This is a genomic window from Pantoea sp. GbtcB22 (assembly GCF_019091025.1).
In the GTDB taxonomy this organism is placed as follows: Bacteria; Pseudomonadota; Gammaproteobacteria; order Enterobacterales; family Enterobacteriaceae; genus Pantoea; species Pantoea leporis.
In genome coordinates this window covers 391,622-409,384 of the sequence record NZ_JAGXKB010000001.1, presented here as the reverse complement: position 1 = coordinate 409,384, position 17,763 = coordinate 391,622, and the positions used below count along the sequence as shown (strand labels likewise).

Genomic DNA, 17,763 nt, shown 5'->3' with positions numbered 1-17,763 from the left:
TTTTTTAAAGCAAATCGCACGGTGTTTTTTTCTAACTGTTTCGAGTGGATGCAAGGCGGCAAGCGAGGACATCCCTGGGAGCATACATAAGTATGTGACCAGGGTGGACGAGCGCAGCCAACGCAGCAGCCGCTCGAAACAGGACGAAAAAAAGCCCGCGGGTTAACGCGGGCAACTAATACTGGAAGCAATGTGAGCAATGTCGTGCTCTTCTTCGGTAGAGCCACCGTCGAAGCGCAGAAGAATAATAATCATTCTTATTATCATCTGTAAACCCCTAATTGAGAATTTTTCTCATCTCCACACAGAGATTGTGATTACCCCATCGCCAGTTTGGCGAAAAACACAGCAGAAGCGTCGCGAATTTGGGGAGTACGTGGCGTTTAAGATACACTCACGCTATTGCCTCAGAATCGTTGAGTTCTATGCCAAAATTATTCCCCTCTCTGCTGCTGGGTCTCAGCATAATGAGCGCGTCAGCGTGGGCCGCGCCAACGGACAACATCCGCAACAGCGGTTTTGTCTATTGCGTTAACGGCACGGTTAATACCTTCAATCCACAAATGGTTAGCAGCGGATTAGTCGTTGATACGCTGGCGGCGCAGCTTTATGACCGGCTGCTGGACGTGGATCCTTATACTTATCGGCTGATTCCCGACCTCGCCCAGAGCTGGGAAGTGCGTGATAACGGCGCAACCTACCGTTTTCACCTGCGTAAAGATGTCGCCTTCCAGCACACCAACTGGTTTAAACCGACGCGGAAAATGAACGCCAATGATGTGGTGTTCAGCTTTGCACGCATGTTTGATCGCAAGCATCCGTGGCACAACGTCAACGGCGGCAGCTATCCCTATTTTGATAGCCTGCAGTTTGCCGATTCAGTGCAGAGTGTGAAAAAGCTGGATAGCGATACCGTTGAAATCCGCCTGAACAGCCCGGACGCCTCATTCTTGTGGCATATCGCGACGCATTACGCGCCGATTTTGTCGCAGGAGTACGCCAATAAACTCAGCGCTAAAGGCCAGCAGGAACAGCTGGACCGCGAACCGGTCGGCACCGGCCCGTTCCAGTTGAGCGAATACCGTACCGGGCAATATCTCCGCCTGGCGCGTAATCCGCAGTACTGGAAAGGCGTGCCGCGTCTGCAGCAGGTGGTGATCGATTTGGGCGTCGGCGGCACCGGAAGGTTATCCAAACTGCTGACCGGCGAATGCGATGTGCTGGCCTATCCCGCCGCCAGCCAGCTGAGCATTTTGCGTGACGATCCGCGCCTGCGCATGACGCTGCGTCCTGGCATGAACATCGCCTATCTGGCGTTCAACACGCGCAAACCGCCACTGGATCGCCCGGAAGTGCGTCACGCGCTGGCGCTGGCGATCAATAACGAACGCCTGATGGAGTCGATCTATTACGGCACCGCCGAAACTGCCGCCTCCATTTTGCCGCGTGCGTCCTGGGCGTATGACAACGATGCGCGCGTCACCGAATACAATCCAACTAAAGCGCGTGAAGAGTTGAAAGCGCTGGGGCTGGAAGATTTACATTTACGTTTAGTGGTGCCCTCTTCCTCGCAGTCGTGGAATCCCAGCCCGCTAAAAACCGCTGAATTGTTGCAAGCGGATTTGGCTCAGGTTGGCGTGCGCGTCACTATCGCGCCGGTGGAAGGCCGCTTCCAGGAAGCGCAGTTGATGGAGATGAACCATGACCTCACGCTCACCGGCTGGGCAACCGACAGTAACGATCCCGACAGTTTCTTCCGTCCGCTGTTAAGCTGCGCGGCGATCCGTTCGCAAACCAACTACGCACACTGGTGCTCGCCCGCCTTTGATGAGGCTTTGCAGCATGCACTGTTGTCACAGCAGCTATCGGCGCGCATTGACAGCTATGACAAGGCTCAGCAGATTTTGGCGCAGGAGTTGCCGGTGCTGCCGCTGGCGTCATCGCTGCGTTTGCAAGCCTATCGGCATGATATCAAAGGCCTGGTGTTGAGCCCGTTTGGTAACGCTTCGTTCGCTGGCGTTTACCGCGATGAGAGCAGCGAGGAGTAAGCATGATTATCTATATTCTGCGTCGCGTGGTGCTGCTGCTCATCACCCTGTTTTTGCTGTCGCTGGTGAGCTTCAGTCTGAGCTACTTCACACCAAATGCCCCGCTCGAAGGCGCATCGCTGTTTGATGCGTGGTGGTTCTGGTTCAAGGGCTTGCTGCAGTTCGATTTTGGCGTCTCCAGCACCAACGGCCAGCCGATTGATCTTCAGCTGCGCGAAGTGTTTCCCGCCACGCTGGAGCTGTGCGTAATGGCATTTATTCTGGCGCTACTGGTGGGGATTCCGCTGGGAATTTGCGCCGGCGTGATGCGCAAAAAATGGCAGGATAAAGCCATTAGCGCACTGGCGCTGCTTGGCTTCTCGATGCCGGTATTCTGGCTGGCGCTGCTGTTTACGCTGTTCTTCTCGTTAACGCTCGGCTGGTTGCCGGTGTCCGGACGTTTCGACCTGCTCTATCCGGTGCAAAACGTTACCGGCTTTGCGCTGATTGATGCCTGGCTGAGCCCGTCGCCGTGGCGTCATGAAATGCTGGTCAGCGCCTTAACGCACATGATTCTGCCGGTGGTCGTTCTCGCCGTTGCGCCTGCTACCGAAATGATCCGCTTACTGCGCAGCAGCACCAGCGATGTGATGGACAAAAACTACGTCAAAGCCTCCGCCACGCGCGGCCTGTCGCGCTTCACGGTGATCCGCCGCCACGTGCTGCACAATGCGCTGCCGCCGGTGATTCCGCGCCTTGGGCTGCAATTTTCCACCATGCTGACGTTGGCGATGATCACCGAGGTGGTGTTCAACTGGCCGGGCCTCGGCCGCTGGCTGATTAACGCCATTCGCCAGCAGGATTACGCGGCGATTTCCGCTGGCGTGATGGTGGTGGGCGGTCTGGTGATTCTGGTCAGCGTGTTATCCGATATTCTGGGTGCGGCGCTTAACCCGCTGAAACATAAGGAATGGTATGCCCTTAGATAATGTCTACGACGAGAAGCGGCTGCCCAGCACGCTGCGTCGCAGCTGGCAGCGCTTGTATCGCGATACCAGCGGCATGGTCGGCTTATACGGCTTTGGCCTGCTGCTGTTCCTGTGCCTGTTTGGCGGCCTGCTGGCGCCGTATGGCATCGATCAGCAATTCCTGGGTTATCAGCTGCTGCCGCCATCGTGGTCGCGCTACGGCGATGTCTCCTTCTTCCTCGGCACCGACGATTTAGGCCGTGATGTGCTGAGCCGCCTGCTGAGCGGCGTAGCGCCGACCGTGGGATCGGCGATTTTGGTGACGGTGCTGGCGGCAATTTGTGCGCTGGTGCTTGGCGTGTTTGCCGGTATCACGCACGGCATGCGCTCGGCGGTGATGAATCACGTGCTGGATACCTTACTGTCGATTCCCTCGCTGCTGCTGGCGATTATCGTGGTGGCATTTCTCGGCCCGCGCCTGGAACACGCGATGCTGGCGGTGTTTCTCGCGCTGATCCCACGTCTGGTGCGCGAGATCTATACTGCTGTGCATGATGAGATGGAAAAAGAGTATGTGGTGGCGCTGCGTCTTGATGGTGCGCGCAACCTGAATATCTTGTGGAATGCGGTGCTGCCTAACGTGCTGCCGCTGCTGGTGAGCGAATTTACCCGCTCGCTGTCGATGGCGATTCTGGACATCGCCGCACTCGGTTTCCTCGATCTTGGCGCGCAGCTGCCCTCACCCGAATGGGGTGCGATGCTGGGTGACGCGCTGGAGCTGATCTACGTTGCGCCGTGGACGGTCATGCTGCCGGGCGTGGCGCTGATGGTCAGCGTGTTGATCGTTAACCTGCTGGGCGACGGCATTCGTCGCGCTGTAGAAGCGGGAGTTGAATAATGCCGCTACTGGATATCCGTAACCTGACCATCGAATTTATGACCGCTGACGGTCCGGTCAAAGCGGTTGATCGCATCAACCTGACGCTAAGCGAAGGCGAAATCCGCGGTTTGGTGGGTGAATCGGGTTCAGGCAAAAGTCTGATCGCCAAAGCAATTTGCGGCGTCACCAAAGATAACTGGCGCGTCACCGCCGATCGCATGGTGTTTGATGATATTGATCTGCTGCGCCTGTCACCGCGCGAACGCCGTCGGATCGTCGGCCATAACGTGTCGATGATTTTTCAGGAGCCGCAATCCTGTCTTGATCCGTCAGAAAGTATTGGTCGCCAGCTGATGCAGGCGATTCCGCGTTGGACGCACAAAGGCCGCTGGTATAAACGGCTGTGGTTCTGGCGCAAAGTGCGCGCCATTGAGCTGCTGCATCGCGTCGGCATCAAAGATCATAAAGACATCATGCGCAGTTTCCCGTATGAACTCACCGACGGCGAATGCCAAAAGGTAATGATCGCCATCGCGCTGGCCAATCAGCCGCGTTTACTGATCGCCGATGAACCAACCAATGCGATGGAGCCGACCACGCAGGCGCAAATTTTCCGCCTGCTGAGCCGCCTCAATCAGAATAATAACACCACTATTTTGCTGATCAGCCACGATCTGCGCACCATGAGCCACTGGGCCGACCGCATTAATGTGATGTATTGCGGCCAGACGGTGGAGATCGCGCAAAGCGAAGAGTTAATGGAGTCACCGCATCATCCTTACACGCAGGCGCTGATCCGGGCGATGCCCGATTTCGGTAGCGCGCTGCCGCACAAAAGCCGCCTCAACACGCTTTCTGGCGCGATTCCTTCACTGGAACATCTGCCGATTGGCTGTCGTCTGGGGCCGCGCTGCCCGTATGCGCAGCGTAAGTGCATCGAAACACCGCGCCTGACCGGCAATAAAGCGCATCTCTTTGCTTGTCACTTCCCGCTGAATATGGAGAGCCAGTAAACATGGAAACGCTGCTGGAAGTGCGCAACCTGAGTAAAACCTACCGCTATCGCACCGGTTTGTTCCGTCGTCAGCACGTTGAGGCGGTGAAAGGCGTCAGTTTTACCCTGCGTGAAAAACAGACGCTGGCGGTGATTGGTGAAAACGGTTCGGGAAAATCGACGCTGGCAAAAATGCTCAGCGGCATGATCGAGCCGAGCGAGGGCGAGATGCTGATTGACGATCATCCGCTGGAGTACGGTGATTATGGTTATCGCAGCCAGCGCATTCGCATGATTTTTCAGGATCCCTCAACCTCGCTGAATCCGCGCCAGCGCATCAGCCAGATACTCGATTTCCCGCTGCGCCTGAATACCGAGCTGGATGATGACGCGCGTGAAAAACGCATTATCGCCACGCTGCGTCAGGTCGGTTTGCTGCGCGACCACGCCGGATACTATCCGCACATGCTGGCGCCGGGCCAGAAGCAGCGTCTGGCGCTGGCGCGAGCGCTGATTCTGCAGCCAAAAGTGATCGTCGCCGATGAAGCCCTCGCCTCGCTGGATATGACCATGCGTTCACAGCTGGTAAACCTGATGCTGGAACTGCAGGAGAAGCACGGCATCGCCTATATTTATGTCACGCAGCATCTCGGCATGATGAAGCACATCAGCGATCAGGTGCTGGTGATGCATCAGGGCGAAGTGGTCGAGCGCGGCGGCACCGCCGATGTATTGGCCTCGCCGCTGCACGATCTCACCAAACGCCTGATCACCAGCCACTTTGGTGAAGCCTTAACCGCTGAAGCCTGGCGCCGCGAGCGTTAAGGCGCCGAAAACGCGGTGCGATTTACCGCATTTATAGAGACGTGCTAGACTTCGCACGAGATTAACGTCGGTCGCCTGTTTTTCAACCATCGCGACCGCCAACAACAATGACCAAAAGGATTACAGCTATGGGTTTTCTTTCCGGTAAGCGCATTCTGATTACTGGCGTTGCCAGTAAACTCTCAATCGCCTACGGTATTGCGCAGGCGATGCACAAACAGGGCGCAGAACTGGCTTTCACCTACCAGAACGACAAACTGAAAAGTCGTGTGGAAGAGTTTGCTAAAGATCTGGGTTCAGACATTGTTCTGCCATGCGATGTGGCTGAAGACGAGAGCATCACTGCGCTGTTCACCGAACTGGCAAAAACCTGGCCGAAATTTGACGGTTTCGTTCACTCCATCGGTTTCGCACCTGGCGATCAGCTGGATGGCGACTACGTGAATGCTGTTACCCGTGAAGGCTTCAAGATCGCTCACGACATCAGCGCGTACAGCTTTGTTGCGATGGCGAAAGAGTGCCGTGCGATGCTGAACCCGAATTCCGCCCTGCTGACCCTGTCTTACCTGGGTGCAGAGCGCGCCATCCCGAACTACAACGTGATGGGTCTGGCGAAAGCGTCTCTGGAAGCTAACGTACGCTACATGGCGAACGCAATGGGTCCAGAAGGCACACGTGTTAACGCCGTTTCTGCCGGTCCAATCCGTACGCTGGCTGCATCAGGCATCAAAGATTTCCGTAAAATGCTGGCGCACTGCGAAGCGGTTACCCCGATTCGTCGTACCGTTACTATTGAAGACGTGGGTAACTCAGCTGCATTCCTGTGCTCTGATTTGGCGGGTGGTATCACCGGCGAAGTGGTACACGTTGATGGCGGCTTCAGCATTGCCGCAATGAACGAGCTGGAACTGAAATAAGATTTACCTAAGGTCGCCTTTCATGGCGACCTCCTCTTCAAATAACGCCCTCCTTATACTCGTAAGCTATTAATTATTCCCCAACATTCTTTTGCCGTGGACAGCCGTTCAGCGACGATAAGCTAGCCCTTTGTTGCATGCCTGCTTTTCAGATTCGCACGCTGTGCAGCAAGTCCGTTTTTAGCGCAAGGAATGACCATGGAACAACGCCGTTCTCCCGGCCATGACCACTGGTTTTATGAAAGCCAGACTCGCCCGAATAGCACCGCCACTGCGCCGCTGGTGCCCGAAGCCGCCTATATCGACGATCGTTTCTTACTCGGTTTGCAACAGGAAGCGACCGCGCTACAGCCGCTGCTGTCGCGTTTTCAGCCTGCGTTATTGGCCGCGCGCGATCTCAGCCAGATTCTGTTTCCCGATACGCTTGCCACCAGTTTGACCCACACCTTAACGCTGTACGATCGCCTCAGCACCGCGCTAACGGTGGCGCAGGTCGCCGGCGTGCAGCGCCTGTGCAATCACTACTCAGCCCGGCTCAATCCGTTGCCGGGTCCGGACTCATCACGTGAAAGCAATAATCGCCTGACGCAAATCACCCAATATGCGCGTCAGCTGGCGATGCAGCCGGAACTGATCACCGCCAACAGCATCAGCGCGCTGGACGCGGTGGGCTTAACCGAGCCCGATATCGTCACGCTGAATCAACTGGTGGGATATGTCAGCTATCAGTCACGCGTGGTGGCATCGCTGCAGGCGATGATGGGCTTGCCGGTGCGCTGGATTCCGGGCGTAACACCGCCGCCGGACGCCAGCGCAGCGCTGTTTACCGGCAACGACGGCTGGCAGCACGCGTTGAAACCGGTTGAACTGCGCTATGCCAGCGCCGATCAACTGGCGGCGGTTACTTTCTGTCAGGGTATTGAGGGATTGGATGATGCCATTTGGCTGCTGGTGCACGATGCGCAAGCGCTGTATGGCTTCGCCACGCTAAAACAGCGGCTGAGTGAACATTTTGCCGGGGATGAAGCGCTGGCGCAGGCGGTTAGCGCACGCGTGCTGGGTTGTCGACGTCAGTTTGATTTTGTTACCGATGAATGGCGTGACGCACTGCTGCAGGATGTCGAAAGCGCTGGCGCAGCATCGCCAGTGATTTCACTCAGCGCCCAGCTCACTCGCCTGCCCGACCGCTTCAGTGCTGCGCATTTGCAGCCGCTGCTGAACACGGGCTGGGGCAGCGAACGCATCTTCACGCTGTTGCAAGCGGTGGCTTTCGCCAGCTGGCAGGATCGCCTGCTGATGGCGCTCGGCGAACCCCGTTAATCGGGCAGATGTCGCCGCGCTTCATCAAAGAAATGCTGAGCCAGCGGCGATGCTCTGCCCGGCTCGGCAATCACTAATGCCGCCTGCCGGCCCATCGGCGCCATCTCAATCGGCCGCCGCGCCAGATTCTGCATCAGCTCCGGCAACAGATGCCCGCGTGGCGACACCATCACGCCCAAACCAACCTGCGCACTTTGCAGCAGTTGCATAATCGACGCGCTCTCAACGATCACACGTGGGATCAAGCCGGTTTCCCGCAGCTGCCCATCAAGATAGCGTCGAAAATAGCGCGTAGGTTCCGCCAGACAAAGCGGCTGGCAGGCAAGCGTGGCGAGCGAGATGTTCTCTTGCTCGAGCAGCGCCGGAAAGTGCGCCGGATTGAACAGCGCCTCGACACCCGGATCTTTCAACAGCGCAGTTTGAAAATGCAGCTCGCGCAGTGACGTCAGTTCAAAAAAGCCGATACCGCCATCCACGGTGTGGCTGTTGAGCGCTTCCAGCAGCTGATCGGCGCTCATCGCGGCCACGCGATAATCCAGCTGTGGATAACGCGCTTCAACCGCTTTCAACAACGCTGGCAGCGCCACGCTGCACTGCGGCATCACGCCAAGCCGCAAGGTGCCGTTGACGCCATGCTTGAGCGACTCCACTTCCAGCTTCAATCCCTGATACACCGAAACAATTTCCCGCGCCCAGGTCAGTACGCGCTCGCCTTCTGGCGTAAAGCCATCGAAATTATTACTGCGGTTGATCAGCGACAGCCCTAATTCGCGTTCGAGGTTTTTAAGGCGCATCGATAGCGTCGGCTGGCTGACAAAGCTGACCTCTGCCGCGCGGCCAAAGTGGCGTTCGCGTTCAAGATTTGTCAGATAGATTAATTGTTTGATGTCCATGGAAAGCAGAATTGGCTGGAAAACAGCAGTGTATCATGGCGGTTGCCGCTGCGCTGCGTCCACGCGCAGCGGCCATTGTGTTACGCCACACCCAAGGCACTTTTTACGTCGTTGGCGATCTTCTCGACCTGCGGGCCGTAAATCACCTGGATATCATGTTCGCTGACGCGATTGATGCCGTTCGCGCCGGTGGTCAGTAACGTTTGATCGACCACCTCATTCATCTGTTTGACCCGCACCCGCAGCCGGGTGAAGCAGCAATCGACGTCCTCTATATTGGCTTCGCCGCCCAGCCCACTGATGATCACTTTGGTGCGCTCATCCGCCGCCACCTGTTCGGGTTTGTGCTCCTCATCGGATTCCCGTCCCGGCGTTTCAACCCGCATCCGCGTGATGACAAAACGGAAGCCGTAGTAGTAAATCGGCACGTAAATCACGCCGAGCACAATCGTCCACCACCAATGAGTTTTGCTGCCACCGAGAATGCCAAACACCACCAGATCGATGGCGCCGCCCTGCACGTTGCCAATCATCAAATGCAGCATCGACATCAACATAAATGACAGGCCGGTTAATAGCGCATGCAGGATATAGAGCACCGGCGACACGAAGATGAAACAGAACTCCAGCGGCTCGGTGATGCCGGTGGTAAAGGAAGTCAGTGCACCGGCCAGCACCAGCGCTTTAACGCGCTGCTTATGCTCAGGGCGCGCAGTGTGGTAGATCGCCAGCGCGGCGGCTGGTAAGCCAAACATCATTACCGGAATTTTGCCCTGCGCGAGGAACTGCGTCGCGCCGCGCACCGTATCGTCCGGGATGGCGCCGGGATGCGTTAGCGAGGTGTTGAAGATGTTCAGCGCGCCAACGATGCTTTGTCCATCAACCGTTGCCATGCCGCCAATCGGTGTGAAGCGCACGGTTTCGTTGAGGATATGGTGCAAACCGGTGGGAATCAGTAAGCGTTCGCTGGTGCCAAGCAGGAAGGCGCCGTATTGCCCGCTTTTACCAATCATCAAACCCACCCACGCGATGCCTTCGCCGATGGTCGGCCAAATCAACGCCAGCAGCACGCCCACCAGCGGCAGCACCACCACGGTCACGATCGGCACAAAGCGGCGTCCACCAAAGAAGCTGATCGCCGTCGGCAGTTGCTGAGTGTAAAAACGGTTATGCAGCAGCACGGTAATCAATCCAGCAATCACGCCGCCCAGCACGCTCATGTTGTAAGTAAAGATGCCGAGCATGTCGATGTATTCAGCCGACGTCATCATCGCTGCGGTTTGATCCATACCCGCTTTCTGCAGCGCTTCTGGCGTGGTGGTAGCGGCTGTCAAACCTTTTGACGCCAGCGTGGAGCTGATACCAACATTCATGGCGATATAGCCAATTACGGCGGCAAAGGCGGCGGTCGGTTTCTCCGCTTTCGCCAGCCCGATGGCGCTGGCCACCGCAAAGAACAGCGGCAAATTGGCGAACAGCGCGCCCGCCACCTTGCGGATAAACCCGATAATCAGCTGTGGCACCTGCAGACTGGCGAAGGCATCGCCGGTGATGGCCGGATTTTGCATTGCGGCGGCCAGGCCAAGAAAGATCCCTGCGGCAGCAATCACCGAGATGGGCATCATTAAGGCTTTACCGAAGGCGTGAATTTGGCTTGCCAGATTCTTCATGCTGCGTGCCCTTTTCAGAATGGAAAGAGCAATTATTAGTCAGTTATCTCAGCAGCACGTAACTGCCGCCCCTTAACAGCCGGGGAAGTTTGACTTAGGTCACGCTTTGCGTGCGTTTCACGATAAACGCCACCTATCGCACCATTAAACCAATCAATTAGACAACTTTTAAGGAGAGTCGCACACTTCCCGCTAACAGAAGACATATTCTGATAACAACTCATAAACAAATAAGCCTGCAACTATGAAATTTAAACGTAAGATTCAACCCTATCGCGCTGCTGCGGGCGGCTGGGGTTCATTGGAAGCCACCACCCGTTTCGTCCTTGATAGTAAAGCTGCCCTGAAGAACATGCGAAACCTGATGCGCATGAATAAAGCGCGCGGTTTCGACTGCCCAGGTTGCGCATGGGGCGATGACAACAAAAGCACCTTCAGCTTCTGTGAAAACGGGGCAAAAGCGGTGACGTGGGAAGCCACGCGTCGTGTGGTTGCGCCGGAATTTTTTGCCCAGCACAGCGTCAGCACTCTTTATCAGCAGAGCGATTACTTCCTTGAGTACCAGGGACGCTTAACCCATCCGATGCGCTACAACAGCGCGACCGACCACTACGAACCTATCAGTTGGGACGATGCGTTAGCCTTGATTGCTCGCCATTTGAAGGCGATGGATCATCCAAATCAAATGGAGCTTTACACCTCCGGCCGCGCCAGCAACGAAGCGTCCTGGCTCTATCAGCTGTTTGGCCGTGTGATGGGCACCAACAACTTCCCCGACTGCTCCAACATGTGCCACGAAGCCAGCGGCACCGGCCTGAAACGCAGCATCGGCGTGGGTAAAGGCACCATTCGTCTGGACGATTTTGATCATGCCGACGCGATTTTCGTGTTGGGTCAGAATCCGGGCACCAACCATCCGCGCATGCTGCACAGCCTGCGGCACGCGGCCGATCACGGCGCGAAAATTGTCACCTTTAACACGCTGCGCGAGCGCGGCCTCGAGCGTTTTGCCGATCCGCAAAAGCCGCTGGAGATTGTCACGTCGATGGCGGGCACCATCAGTTCCGCCTATTACCAACCTAATCTGGGCGGCGATATGGCAGCGGTGCGCGGCATGGTGAAAGCCCTGCTTGAGCTACAGCGTGCACGTTTGGCTGCCGGTGAAGAAGGTATTTTCGATCAGGCTTTTATCGATGCCAACACCCACGGTATTGACGCGTATCTTGCCGCCGTTGATAACACCCGCTGGGACGATATCGTGCGCCAATCCGGTCTCAGCGAAGTGCAGATTCGTGAGGCGGCGGCGATCTATCAAAGTGCTGAACGCGTGATTGTCACCTGGGCGATGGGCATTACTCAGCATAAACACTCGGTGGATACCGTTCGCGAGATCACCAACCTGCAGCTGCTGTTTGGTCAGTTGGGCAAGAAAGGCGCAGGCCTGTGTCCGGTGCGCGGCCACAGTAATGTGCAGGGCAACCGCACCATGGGCATCGATGAGAAACCGGGCAAGCCGTTCCTCGATGCACTCGGCGCGCACTTTGATTTCGAACCCCCGCGCGAGCATGGTCACAACACCGTTGAAGCGCTGAACGCGATGCTGCGTGACGAAGTGAAAGTGCTGATTGCGCTGGGCGGCAACCTCGCGGCGGCCGCACCGGATTCACCGGTCACCGAAGAAGCGTTGCAGCATTGCGGTTTGACCGTGCACATCAGCACCAAACTCAATCGCAGCCATTTGGTGCCGGGCCGCGAAGGGCTGATTCTGCCAACGCTGGGCCGTACCGAACGCGATCGTCAGGCAAGCGGTAATCAGTACATCACCGTGGAAGACTCGTTCAGCATGGTGCACGCCTCAGAAGGCGTCGGCATTCCCCTGGCAGAGACGCAGCGTTCTGAAACCGCGATTGTGGCTGGCATAGCCCATGCGACATTAGGCAGCGATAAAATCGACTGGCTGGCGATGGCAGGCAATTACGATCTGATTCGCGATCACATCGCCGCCACGATTCCCGGCTTTGCTGATTTCAATAACAAGTGCGACATTCCGGGCGGTTTCTACCTGGGTAGCGCTGCCGCCGAGCTGCGCTTCAATACGCCAAGCAAACGTGCTGAGTTCAGCGCCGCCGCCCTGCCAACGTCGCTGTTCCCGCAGTTAGGCGATGTCGCGGTGCCGTTCACGCTGCAAACCCTGCGTTCACACGATCAGTACAACACCACGATTTACGGCCTCGATGACCGTTATCGTGGCGTGTACGGTCAGCGCGAAGTGGTGTTTATCCATCCGGATGATATGACGTCGCTGGGCTTCACTGAAGGCCAGTTGGTGGATATCGAGACGCTGTGGAATGACGGTTTAACCCGTCGCGTCAGCGGTTTCAAGCTGGTGCCGTATAACATTCCGCGCGGTAACCTCGCGGCGTATTATCCGGAAACCAACCCGCTGGTGCCGCTCTCGAGTTTTGGCGACGGCAGCGGTACGCCGACCTCAAAATCGGTGCCGGTGAAGCTGGCATTAAGCGCCGCCACACCGTCACAACGTATCGCCTGACCAAAGCGTTATCAGAAGGTAAAAAGCCGCGTAAAGCGGCTTTTTAGCCTGTTTTGGCCTTGCCGCGCGGACCCGATTCGCGTAAAACTGTCAGCCGCTCTTAGGCCACGAAACTATATAAATTATGTTCCAGGATAATCCGCTGCTCGCGCAGCTTAAAGAGAAGCTTCACGCGCAGACTCCGCGCGTCGAAGGTGTTGTTAAAGGTACGGAAAAAGGCTTTGGCTTCCTCGAAGTTGATGCCCAGAAAAGCTACTTCATTCCGCCACCGCAGATGAAGAAAGTGATGCACGGCGACCGTATTTCAGCCGTGATCCACACCGATAAAGACCGCGAGAGTGCCGAGCCGGAAACCCTGGTTGAGCCGTTCCTGACCCGCTTTGTCGGCCGCGTGCAGAAGAAAGACGATCGCCTGTCAATTGTGCCGGATCATCCGCTGCTGAAAGAGGCGATTCAGTGCCGCGCCGAACGTGGCGTGACCCACGATTTCCAGAATGGCGATTGGGCGGTAGCAGAGATGCGTCGTCACCCGCTGAAAGGCGATCGCGGTTTCTATGCTGAGCTGACCGAATTCATTGTCACTGCGGACGATCACCTCGCGCCGTGGTGGGTAACGTTGTCGCGCCATAACCTCGAACGTCAGGCTCCGGACGTCGGTTTTGGTGAGATGCTCGACGAAAATCTGCAGCGTGAAGATTTGACCGCACTGAACTTCGTCACTATCGACAGCGCCAGCACCCAGGATATGGATGATGCGCTTTACGTGGAAGAGGCTGCCGACGGCAATCTGATCCTGACCATCGCCATCGCCGATCCAACCGCTTACGTGGCGGAAGGCAGCGAGCTGGATAAGCTGGCGTCGAAACGCGCGTTCACCAACTATCTGCCGGGCTTCAACATTCCGATGCTGCCGCGCGAACTCTCTGACGACGTCTGTTCCCTGCGTCCGAACGAGCGTCGTCCCGCGCTGGCTTGTCGCGTTACCGTGCTGAAAGATGGCAGCCTGGCTGATGACGTGCATTTCTTTGCTGCGTGGATCGAGTCGAAAGCCAAGCTGGTTTATGACGAAGTTTCTGATTGGCTGGAAAACAGCGGCAGCTGGCAGCCTGAGAACGACGCCATTGCCCAGCAGATTCGCCTGCTGCATCAGGTTTGCCTGGCGCGCAGCGAGTGGCGTCAAACCCACGCGCTGGTGTTTAAAGATCGTCCGGACTACCGCTTTGTGTTGGGCGAAAAAGGCGAAGTACTGGATATCATCTCTGAGCCACGTCGCATCGCCAATCGCATCGTTGAAGAGTCAATGATTCTGGCTAACGTCTGTGCCGCGAAAGTGCTGCAGGAGAAGCTGGGCTTCGGTATCTATAACCTGCACACCGGTTTCGATCTGGCCAATGCTGAGCAGGCCGCTGGCGTGCTGGCAGGGCATGGCATCACCGTGGATCCGCAGGCGATTACCACGCTGGAAGGCTTCCGCCAGCTGCGTCGTCAACTCGATGCGCAGCCAACCCAGTATCTGGATAGCCGCATTCGTCGCTTCCAGTCGTTTGCAGAAGTCGGCACCGAGCCGGGCCCGCACTTTGGTCTTGGCCTCGAAGCCTACGCGACCTGGACTTCGCCGATTCGTAAGTTCGGCGACATGATCAACCATCGCTTGCTGAAGGCGATCGTGCGCGGTGAAAGCACTGGCCGTCCGCAGGATGAGCTGACCACCATCATGAGCGAACGTCGTCGCCTGAACCGCATGGCCGAGCGCGATGTTGGGGACTGGTTGTATGCACGTTTCCTTGCACCGTTTGCCGCTACCGATCGCAAGTTCAGCGCCGAGATCATCGACGTGTCTCGCGGCGGCATGCGCGTTCGTCTGCTGGAGAATGGCGCGGTAGCCTTCATTCCGGCGCCGTTCATCCACGCGGTGCGTGATGAGCTGGTGTGCTCGCAGGAAAGCGGCACCGTGCAGATAAAAGGTGAAGTCGCTTACCGTGTCACTGACATCATCGACGTGACCATCGCCGAAGTGCGTATGGAAACCCGCAGCGTGGTCGCGCGTCCGGCCGCCTGAGCATGAAAACTCGCGGGATAACAGCCGTTATCCCGCATTTCTCTCCGCCCGCTTTAGCAAATGTTAAATTTGCTTTCCGCTTCACATTTCTAATGCCTTTGTCTGTCGTTAACAATTCATTACATTACTTTTAACTTGTTGTATTCGATCGCCTCTTTTCCCGGTCCCTACAAGGAGTTAACTCATGAACAACGTCAAAACCAGTCTCATCTGGTTAGCGGTGGCGTTAATTGGCGCGGGCGCATTTGCCATGCTGGCCCTCAGCCGTGGCGAACACGTCAACGCGGTGTGGCTGGTGATTGCCTCCGTCGCCTGCTACAGCATTGCCTATCGCTTTTACAGCCTGTTTATCGCTAAGCGTATTTTCGAACTGGACGATCGCCGTCGCACGCCGGCGGAGCGCTTAAGTGACGGCCTCGATTATGTGCCGACCAATAAATGGGTGCTATTCGGCCACCATTTTGCAGCGATTGCCGGTGCGGGCCCGCTGGTTGGCCCGATTCTCGCGGCGCAGATGGGCTTCCTGCCAGGCACCATCTGGATTCTGGTTGGCGTAATGTTTGCCGGTGCGGTGCAGGATTTCCTGATCCTGTTTATCTCAACGCGTCGTGATGGCCGCTCGCTGGGTGAGATGGCGCGTCAGGAGCTCGGCTCATTCGCTGGCGTGGTCACTATGCTGGGCGCGCTGGGTGTGATGATCGTCATCCTCTCCGCGCTGGCGCTGGTGGTGGTGAAGGCGCTGGCCAACAGTCCATGGGGTTTGTTCACCATTGCCGCAACCATTCCGATTGCGCTGTTTATGGGCGTGTATATGCGCTTCCTGCGTCCGGGAAAAATCGCGGAAGTGTCGATCATTGGCTTCGTGCTGATGATGGCGGCGATTATTTACGGCGGCAACGTGGCGGCCGATCCCTATTGGGGCCCACTGTTCACGCTGAAAGGCACGGAGCTGACGTGGGTGCTGGTGATCTACGGTTTTGTCGCCTCTTCGCTGCCGGTGTGGCTGCTGCTGGCACCGCGCGATTATCTCTCCACCTTCCTGAAAATTGGCGTGATCATCGGTTTGGCCATCGGCATCGTGTTTGCCATGCCCGAGATGAAGATGCCCGCAGTGACCAAATTTATTGATGGCACCGGGCCGGTCTTCTCCGGTGCGCTGTTCCCGTTCCTGTTTATCACCATCGCCTGTGGCGCCATTTCAGGTTTCCATGCGCTGGTTTCGAGCGGCACCACGCCGAAACTGGTGGAGCGCGAGAGTCATATCCGCTTCATCGGCTACGGCGCGATGCTGATGGAATCCTTTGTGGCGATCATGGCGCTGATTTGCGCCTCGGTGCTCGATCCGGGCGTCTACTTTGCCATGAACTCCCCTGCCGCGCTGATTGGCACCACGGTGGAAAATGCGTCGCAGGTGATTAACGGCTGGGGCTTCGTGGTGACGCCCGAGATGCTGAGCGGCATTGCGCGCGACGTCGGCGAAAGCACCATTCTTTCGCGTGCCGGTGGTGCACCAACCTTTGCGGTCGGCATGGCGCATATCATTACCGAAGTGTTTAACAGCCGCGCCATGATGGCGTTCTGGTATCACTTCGCCATCTTGTTTGAAGCGCTGTTTATCCTGACCGCTGTGGATGCCGGCACCCGCGCCTGTCGCTTTATGGTGCAGGATCTGGTGGGCACCGTGGTGCCGTCGATGGCGAATAACCGTTCATGGTTGGGCAACATGGCGGGAACCACCGTCGCGGTAGCGGGCTGGGGCTTCTTTGTGTATCAGGGCGTGGTCGATCCGCTCGGCGGCATCAATACGCTCTGGCCGCTGTTTGGTATCGGCAACCAGATGCTGGCGTCAATGGCGCTGATTCTCGGCACCGTGGTGCTGTTCAAAATGAAGAAGCAGCGTTATGCGTGGGTGACGATTGTTCCAACCGCCTGGCTGTTCATTACCTCGATGACCGCGGGCTGGCAGAAGATTTTCCACGAAAAACCTTCGATTGGTTTCCTGGCGCAGGCCAACAAGTTCCGCAAAGGCATTGATGACGGCATCGTCATCGCCCCGGCGAAGAGTGTTGCTGACATGCAAACCATCGTCTTCAGCAATCAAATTAATGCGGCCCTGTGCGCCTTCTTCATGCTGGTGGCGGTGACCATGCTGGTGGCGGCCTTCTTCGTGATTCGTCGGGCGCTCAACAGCACGGTGCCAACCACCCATGAATCTGAGATCTCACTGCGCAAAGAGGTGCGAAATGTCTGAGTCCATTTATCACTGGAGAAAACCCAACGGGGCGTGGCACATTCAGCAGTGCTTACCAATCGCCCCCGCCACGGCTGGGCAAAATCTTACGCGCTGGCAGCGCATCTGGCGGGGATTGCAGCAAAGTTTTCGTTTAATGGTCGGCGTTCATGACTATCAAACTTATCTGAAGCATATGCGCGAACATCATCCAACGATCGCCCCCATGGATGAGCGCGCTTTTCACCGTCACTGCCTCGATGCCCGCTTTCCCAGCCAGGCCGGAAAACTCGGTAAGTGCCCTTGCTAACAGAGATTAGCCCCGCTTGTCGGGGCTTTTTCGTGCCATTCTTTAATAAAAACAAAAATATATTTGGATTGCATCTTGTGCTGACGCAGGAGGTTGAATACTGTTGCTAAAATAATGAG

The 17,763-nt window shown here is 56.8% G+C and carries 13 protein-coding genes; 11 read left to right on the top strand and 2 right to left on the bottom strand.

Features of this window, described 5'->3' with window-relative positions:
* Nucleotides 1–425 precede the first annotated feature (425 nt).
* The 7 genes from sapA (at nt 426) to KVT28_RS01910 (ending at nt 7,931) form a co-directional block, all read left to right on the top strand.
* Entirely contained in the window at nt 426–2,048 is a 1,623-nt protein-coding gene (gene sapA / locus KVT28_RS01940) for an ABC transporter substrate-binding protein SapA (RefSeq protein WP_101764291.1), read from the top strand.
* Between the two features lie 2 nt (nt 2,049–2,050).
* Nucleotides 2,051–3,016, top strand: a complete 966-nt coding sequence (gene sapB / locus KVT28_RS01935; protein ID WP_217546510.1) for a putrescine export ABC transporter permease SapB — start codon at nt 2,051–2,053, stop codon at nt 3,014–3,016.
* Nucleotides 3,003–3,893 carry a putrescine export ABC transporter permease SapC gene (sapC, locus tag KVT28_RS01930; protein WP_101764289.1) on the top strand — a complete coding sequence of 297 codons (891 nt, stop codon included), beginning with the start codon at nt 3,003–3,005 and terminating at the stop codon, nt 3,891–3,893. The genes sapB and sapC overlap by 14 nt, the downstream gene beginning before the upstream one ends.
* Nucleotides 3,893–4,888 carry a putrescine export ABC transporter ATP-binding protein SapD gene (sapD, locus tag KVT28_RS01925; protein WP_101764288.1) on the top strand — a complete coding sequence of 332 codons (996 nt, stop codon included), beginning with the start codon at nt 3,893–3,895 and terminating at the stop codon, nt 4,886–4,888. Before sapC ends, sapD begins: the two co-directional genes overlap by 1 nt.
* 2 nt (nt 4,889–4,890) lie before the next feature.
* Nucleotides 4,891–5,694, top strand: coding sequence for a putrescine export ABC transporter ATP-binding protein SapF (gene sapF / locus KVT28_RS01920; protein ID WP_101764287.1), 804 nt, complete (start codon nt 4,891–4,893; stop codon nt 5,692–5,694).
* Nucleotides 5,695–5,822: 128 nt separating this feature from the next.
* The gene (gene fabI / locus KVT28_RS01915; protein ID WP_007892455.1) at nt 5,823–6,611 is read left to right on the top strand and encodes an enoyl-ACP reductase FabI; all 789 of its coding nucleotides are present in this window, start codon (nt 5,823–5,825) and stop codon (nt 6,609–6,611) included.
* Between the two features lie 198 nt (nt 6,612–6,809).
* Nucleotides 6,810–7,931, top strand: coding sequence for an oxidoreductase (locus tag KVT28_RS01910; RefSeq protein WP_101764286.1), 1,122 nt, complete (start codon nt 6,810–6,812; stop codon nt 7,929–7,931).
* On the opposite strand, the gene KVT28_RS01905 is transcribed toward KVT28_RS01910, so the two are convergent.
* The gene (locus KVT28_RS01905) at nt 7,928–8,824 is read right to left on the bottom strand and encodes a LysR family transcriptional regulator (protein ID WP_101764285.1); all 897 of its coding nucleotides are present in this window, start codon (nt 8,822–8,824) and stop codon (nt 7,928–7,930) included. The two genes, KVT28_RS01910 and KVT28_RS01905, sit on opposite strands and share 4 nt — an antisense overlap.
* An 80-nt stretch (nt 8,825–8,904) precedes the next feature.
* Nucleotides 8,905–10,494: a PTS transporter subunit EIIC gene (locus KVT28_RS01900; RefSeq protein WP_101764284.1), complete on the bottom strand. Its 1,590-nt coding sequence runs from the start codon at nt 10,492–10,494 to the stop codon at nt 8,905–8,907.
* 244 nt (nt 10,495–10,738) lie between these two features.
* On the opposite strand from KVT28_RS01900, the gene KVT28_RS01895 reads away from it, so the two are divergent.
* From KVT28_RS01895 to KVT28_RS01880, 4 genes are all read left to right on the top strand, one after another.
* On the top strand, nt 10,739–13,045 hold the full coding sequence (locus tag KVT28_RS01895; RefSeq protein ID WP_217546508.1) for an FdhF/YdeP family oxidoreductase: 2,307 nt from the start codon (nt 10,739–10,741) through the stop codon (nt 13,043–13,045).
* A gap of 124 nt (nt 13,046–13,169) precedes the next feature.
* The gene (locus KVT28_RS01890; protein ID WP_192233995.1) at nt 13,170–15,104 is read left to right on the top strand and encodes an exoribonuclease II; all 1,935 of its coding nucleotides are present in this window, start codon (nt 13,170–13,172) and stop codon (nt 15,102–15,104) included.
* Nucleotides 15,105–15,288: 184 nt separating this feature from the next.
* The gene (locus KVT28_RS01885) at nt 15,289–17,355 is read left to right on the top strand and encodes a carbon starvation CstA family protein (RefSeq protein WP_217546506.1); all 2,067 of its coding nucleotides are present in this window, start codon (nt 15,289–15,291) and stop codon (nt 17,353–17,355) included.
* Nucleotides 17,348–17,644, top strand: coding sequence for a YbdD/YjiX family protein (locus KVT28_RS01880; protein WP_217546504.1), 297 nt, complete (start codon nt 17,348–17,350; stop codon nt 17,642–17,644). Before KVT28_RS01885 ends, KVT28_RS01880 begins: the two co-directional genes overlap by 8 nt.
* The last annotated feature ends 119 nt before the right edge of the window (nt 17,645–17,763 follow it).

Bases quoted from the DNA above. Each gene is read 5' to 3' on its own strand.
- sapA (WP_101764291.1), top strand. From the start codon at position 426: ATGCCAAAATTATTCCCCTCTCTGCTGCTGGGTCTCAGCATAATGAGC.
- sapB (WP_217546510.1), top strand. From the start codon at position 2,051: ATGATTATCTATATTCTGCGTCGCGTGGTGCTGCTGCTCATCACCCTG.
- sapC (WP_101764289.1), top strand. From the start codon at position 3,003: ATGCCCTTAGATAATGTCTACGACGAGAAGCGGCTGCCCAGCACGCTG.
- sapD (WP_101764288.1), top strand. From the start codon at position 3,893: ATGCCGCTACTGGATATCCGTAACCTGACCATCGAATTTATGACCGCT.
- sapF (WP_101764287.1), top strand. From the start codon at position 4,891: ATGGAAACGCTGCTGGAAGTGCGCAACCTGAGTAAAACCTACCGCTAT.
- fabI (WP_007892455.1), top strand. From the start codon at position 5,823: ATGGGTTTTCTTTCCGGTAAGCGCATTCTGATTACTGGCGTTGCCAGT.
- KVT28_RS01910 (WP_101764286.1), top strand. From the start codon at position 6,810: ATGGAACAACGCCGTTCTCCCGGCCATGACCACTGGTTTTATGAAAGC.
- KVT28_RS01905 (WP_101764285.1), bottom strand. From the start codon at position 8,824: ATGGACATCAAACAATTAATCTATCTGACAAATCTTGAACGCGAACGC.
- KVT28_RS01900 (WP_101764284.1), bottom strand. From the start codon at position 10,494: ATGAAGAATCTGGCAAGCCAAATTCACGCCTTCGGTAAAGCCTTAATG.
- KVT28_RS01895 (WP_217546508.1), top strand. From the start codon at position 10,739: ATGAAATTTAAACGTAAGATTCAACCCTATCGCGCTGCTGCGGGCGGC.
- KVT28_RS01890 (WP_192233995.1), top strand. From the start codon at position 13,170: ATGTTCCAGGATAATCCGCTGCTCGCGCAGCTTAAAGAGAAGCTTCAC.
- KVT28_RS01885 (WP_217546506.1), top strand. From the start codon at position 15,289: ATGAACAACGTCAAAACCAGTCTCATCTGGTTAGCGGTGGCGTTAATT.
- KVT28_RS01880 (WP_217546504.1), top strand. From the start codon at position 17,348: ATGTCTGAGTCCATTTATCACTGGAGAAAACCCAACGGGGCGTGGCAC.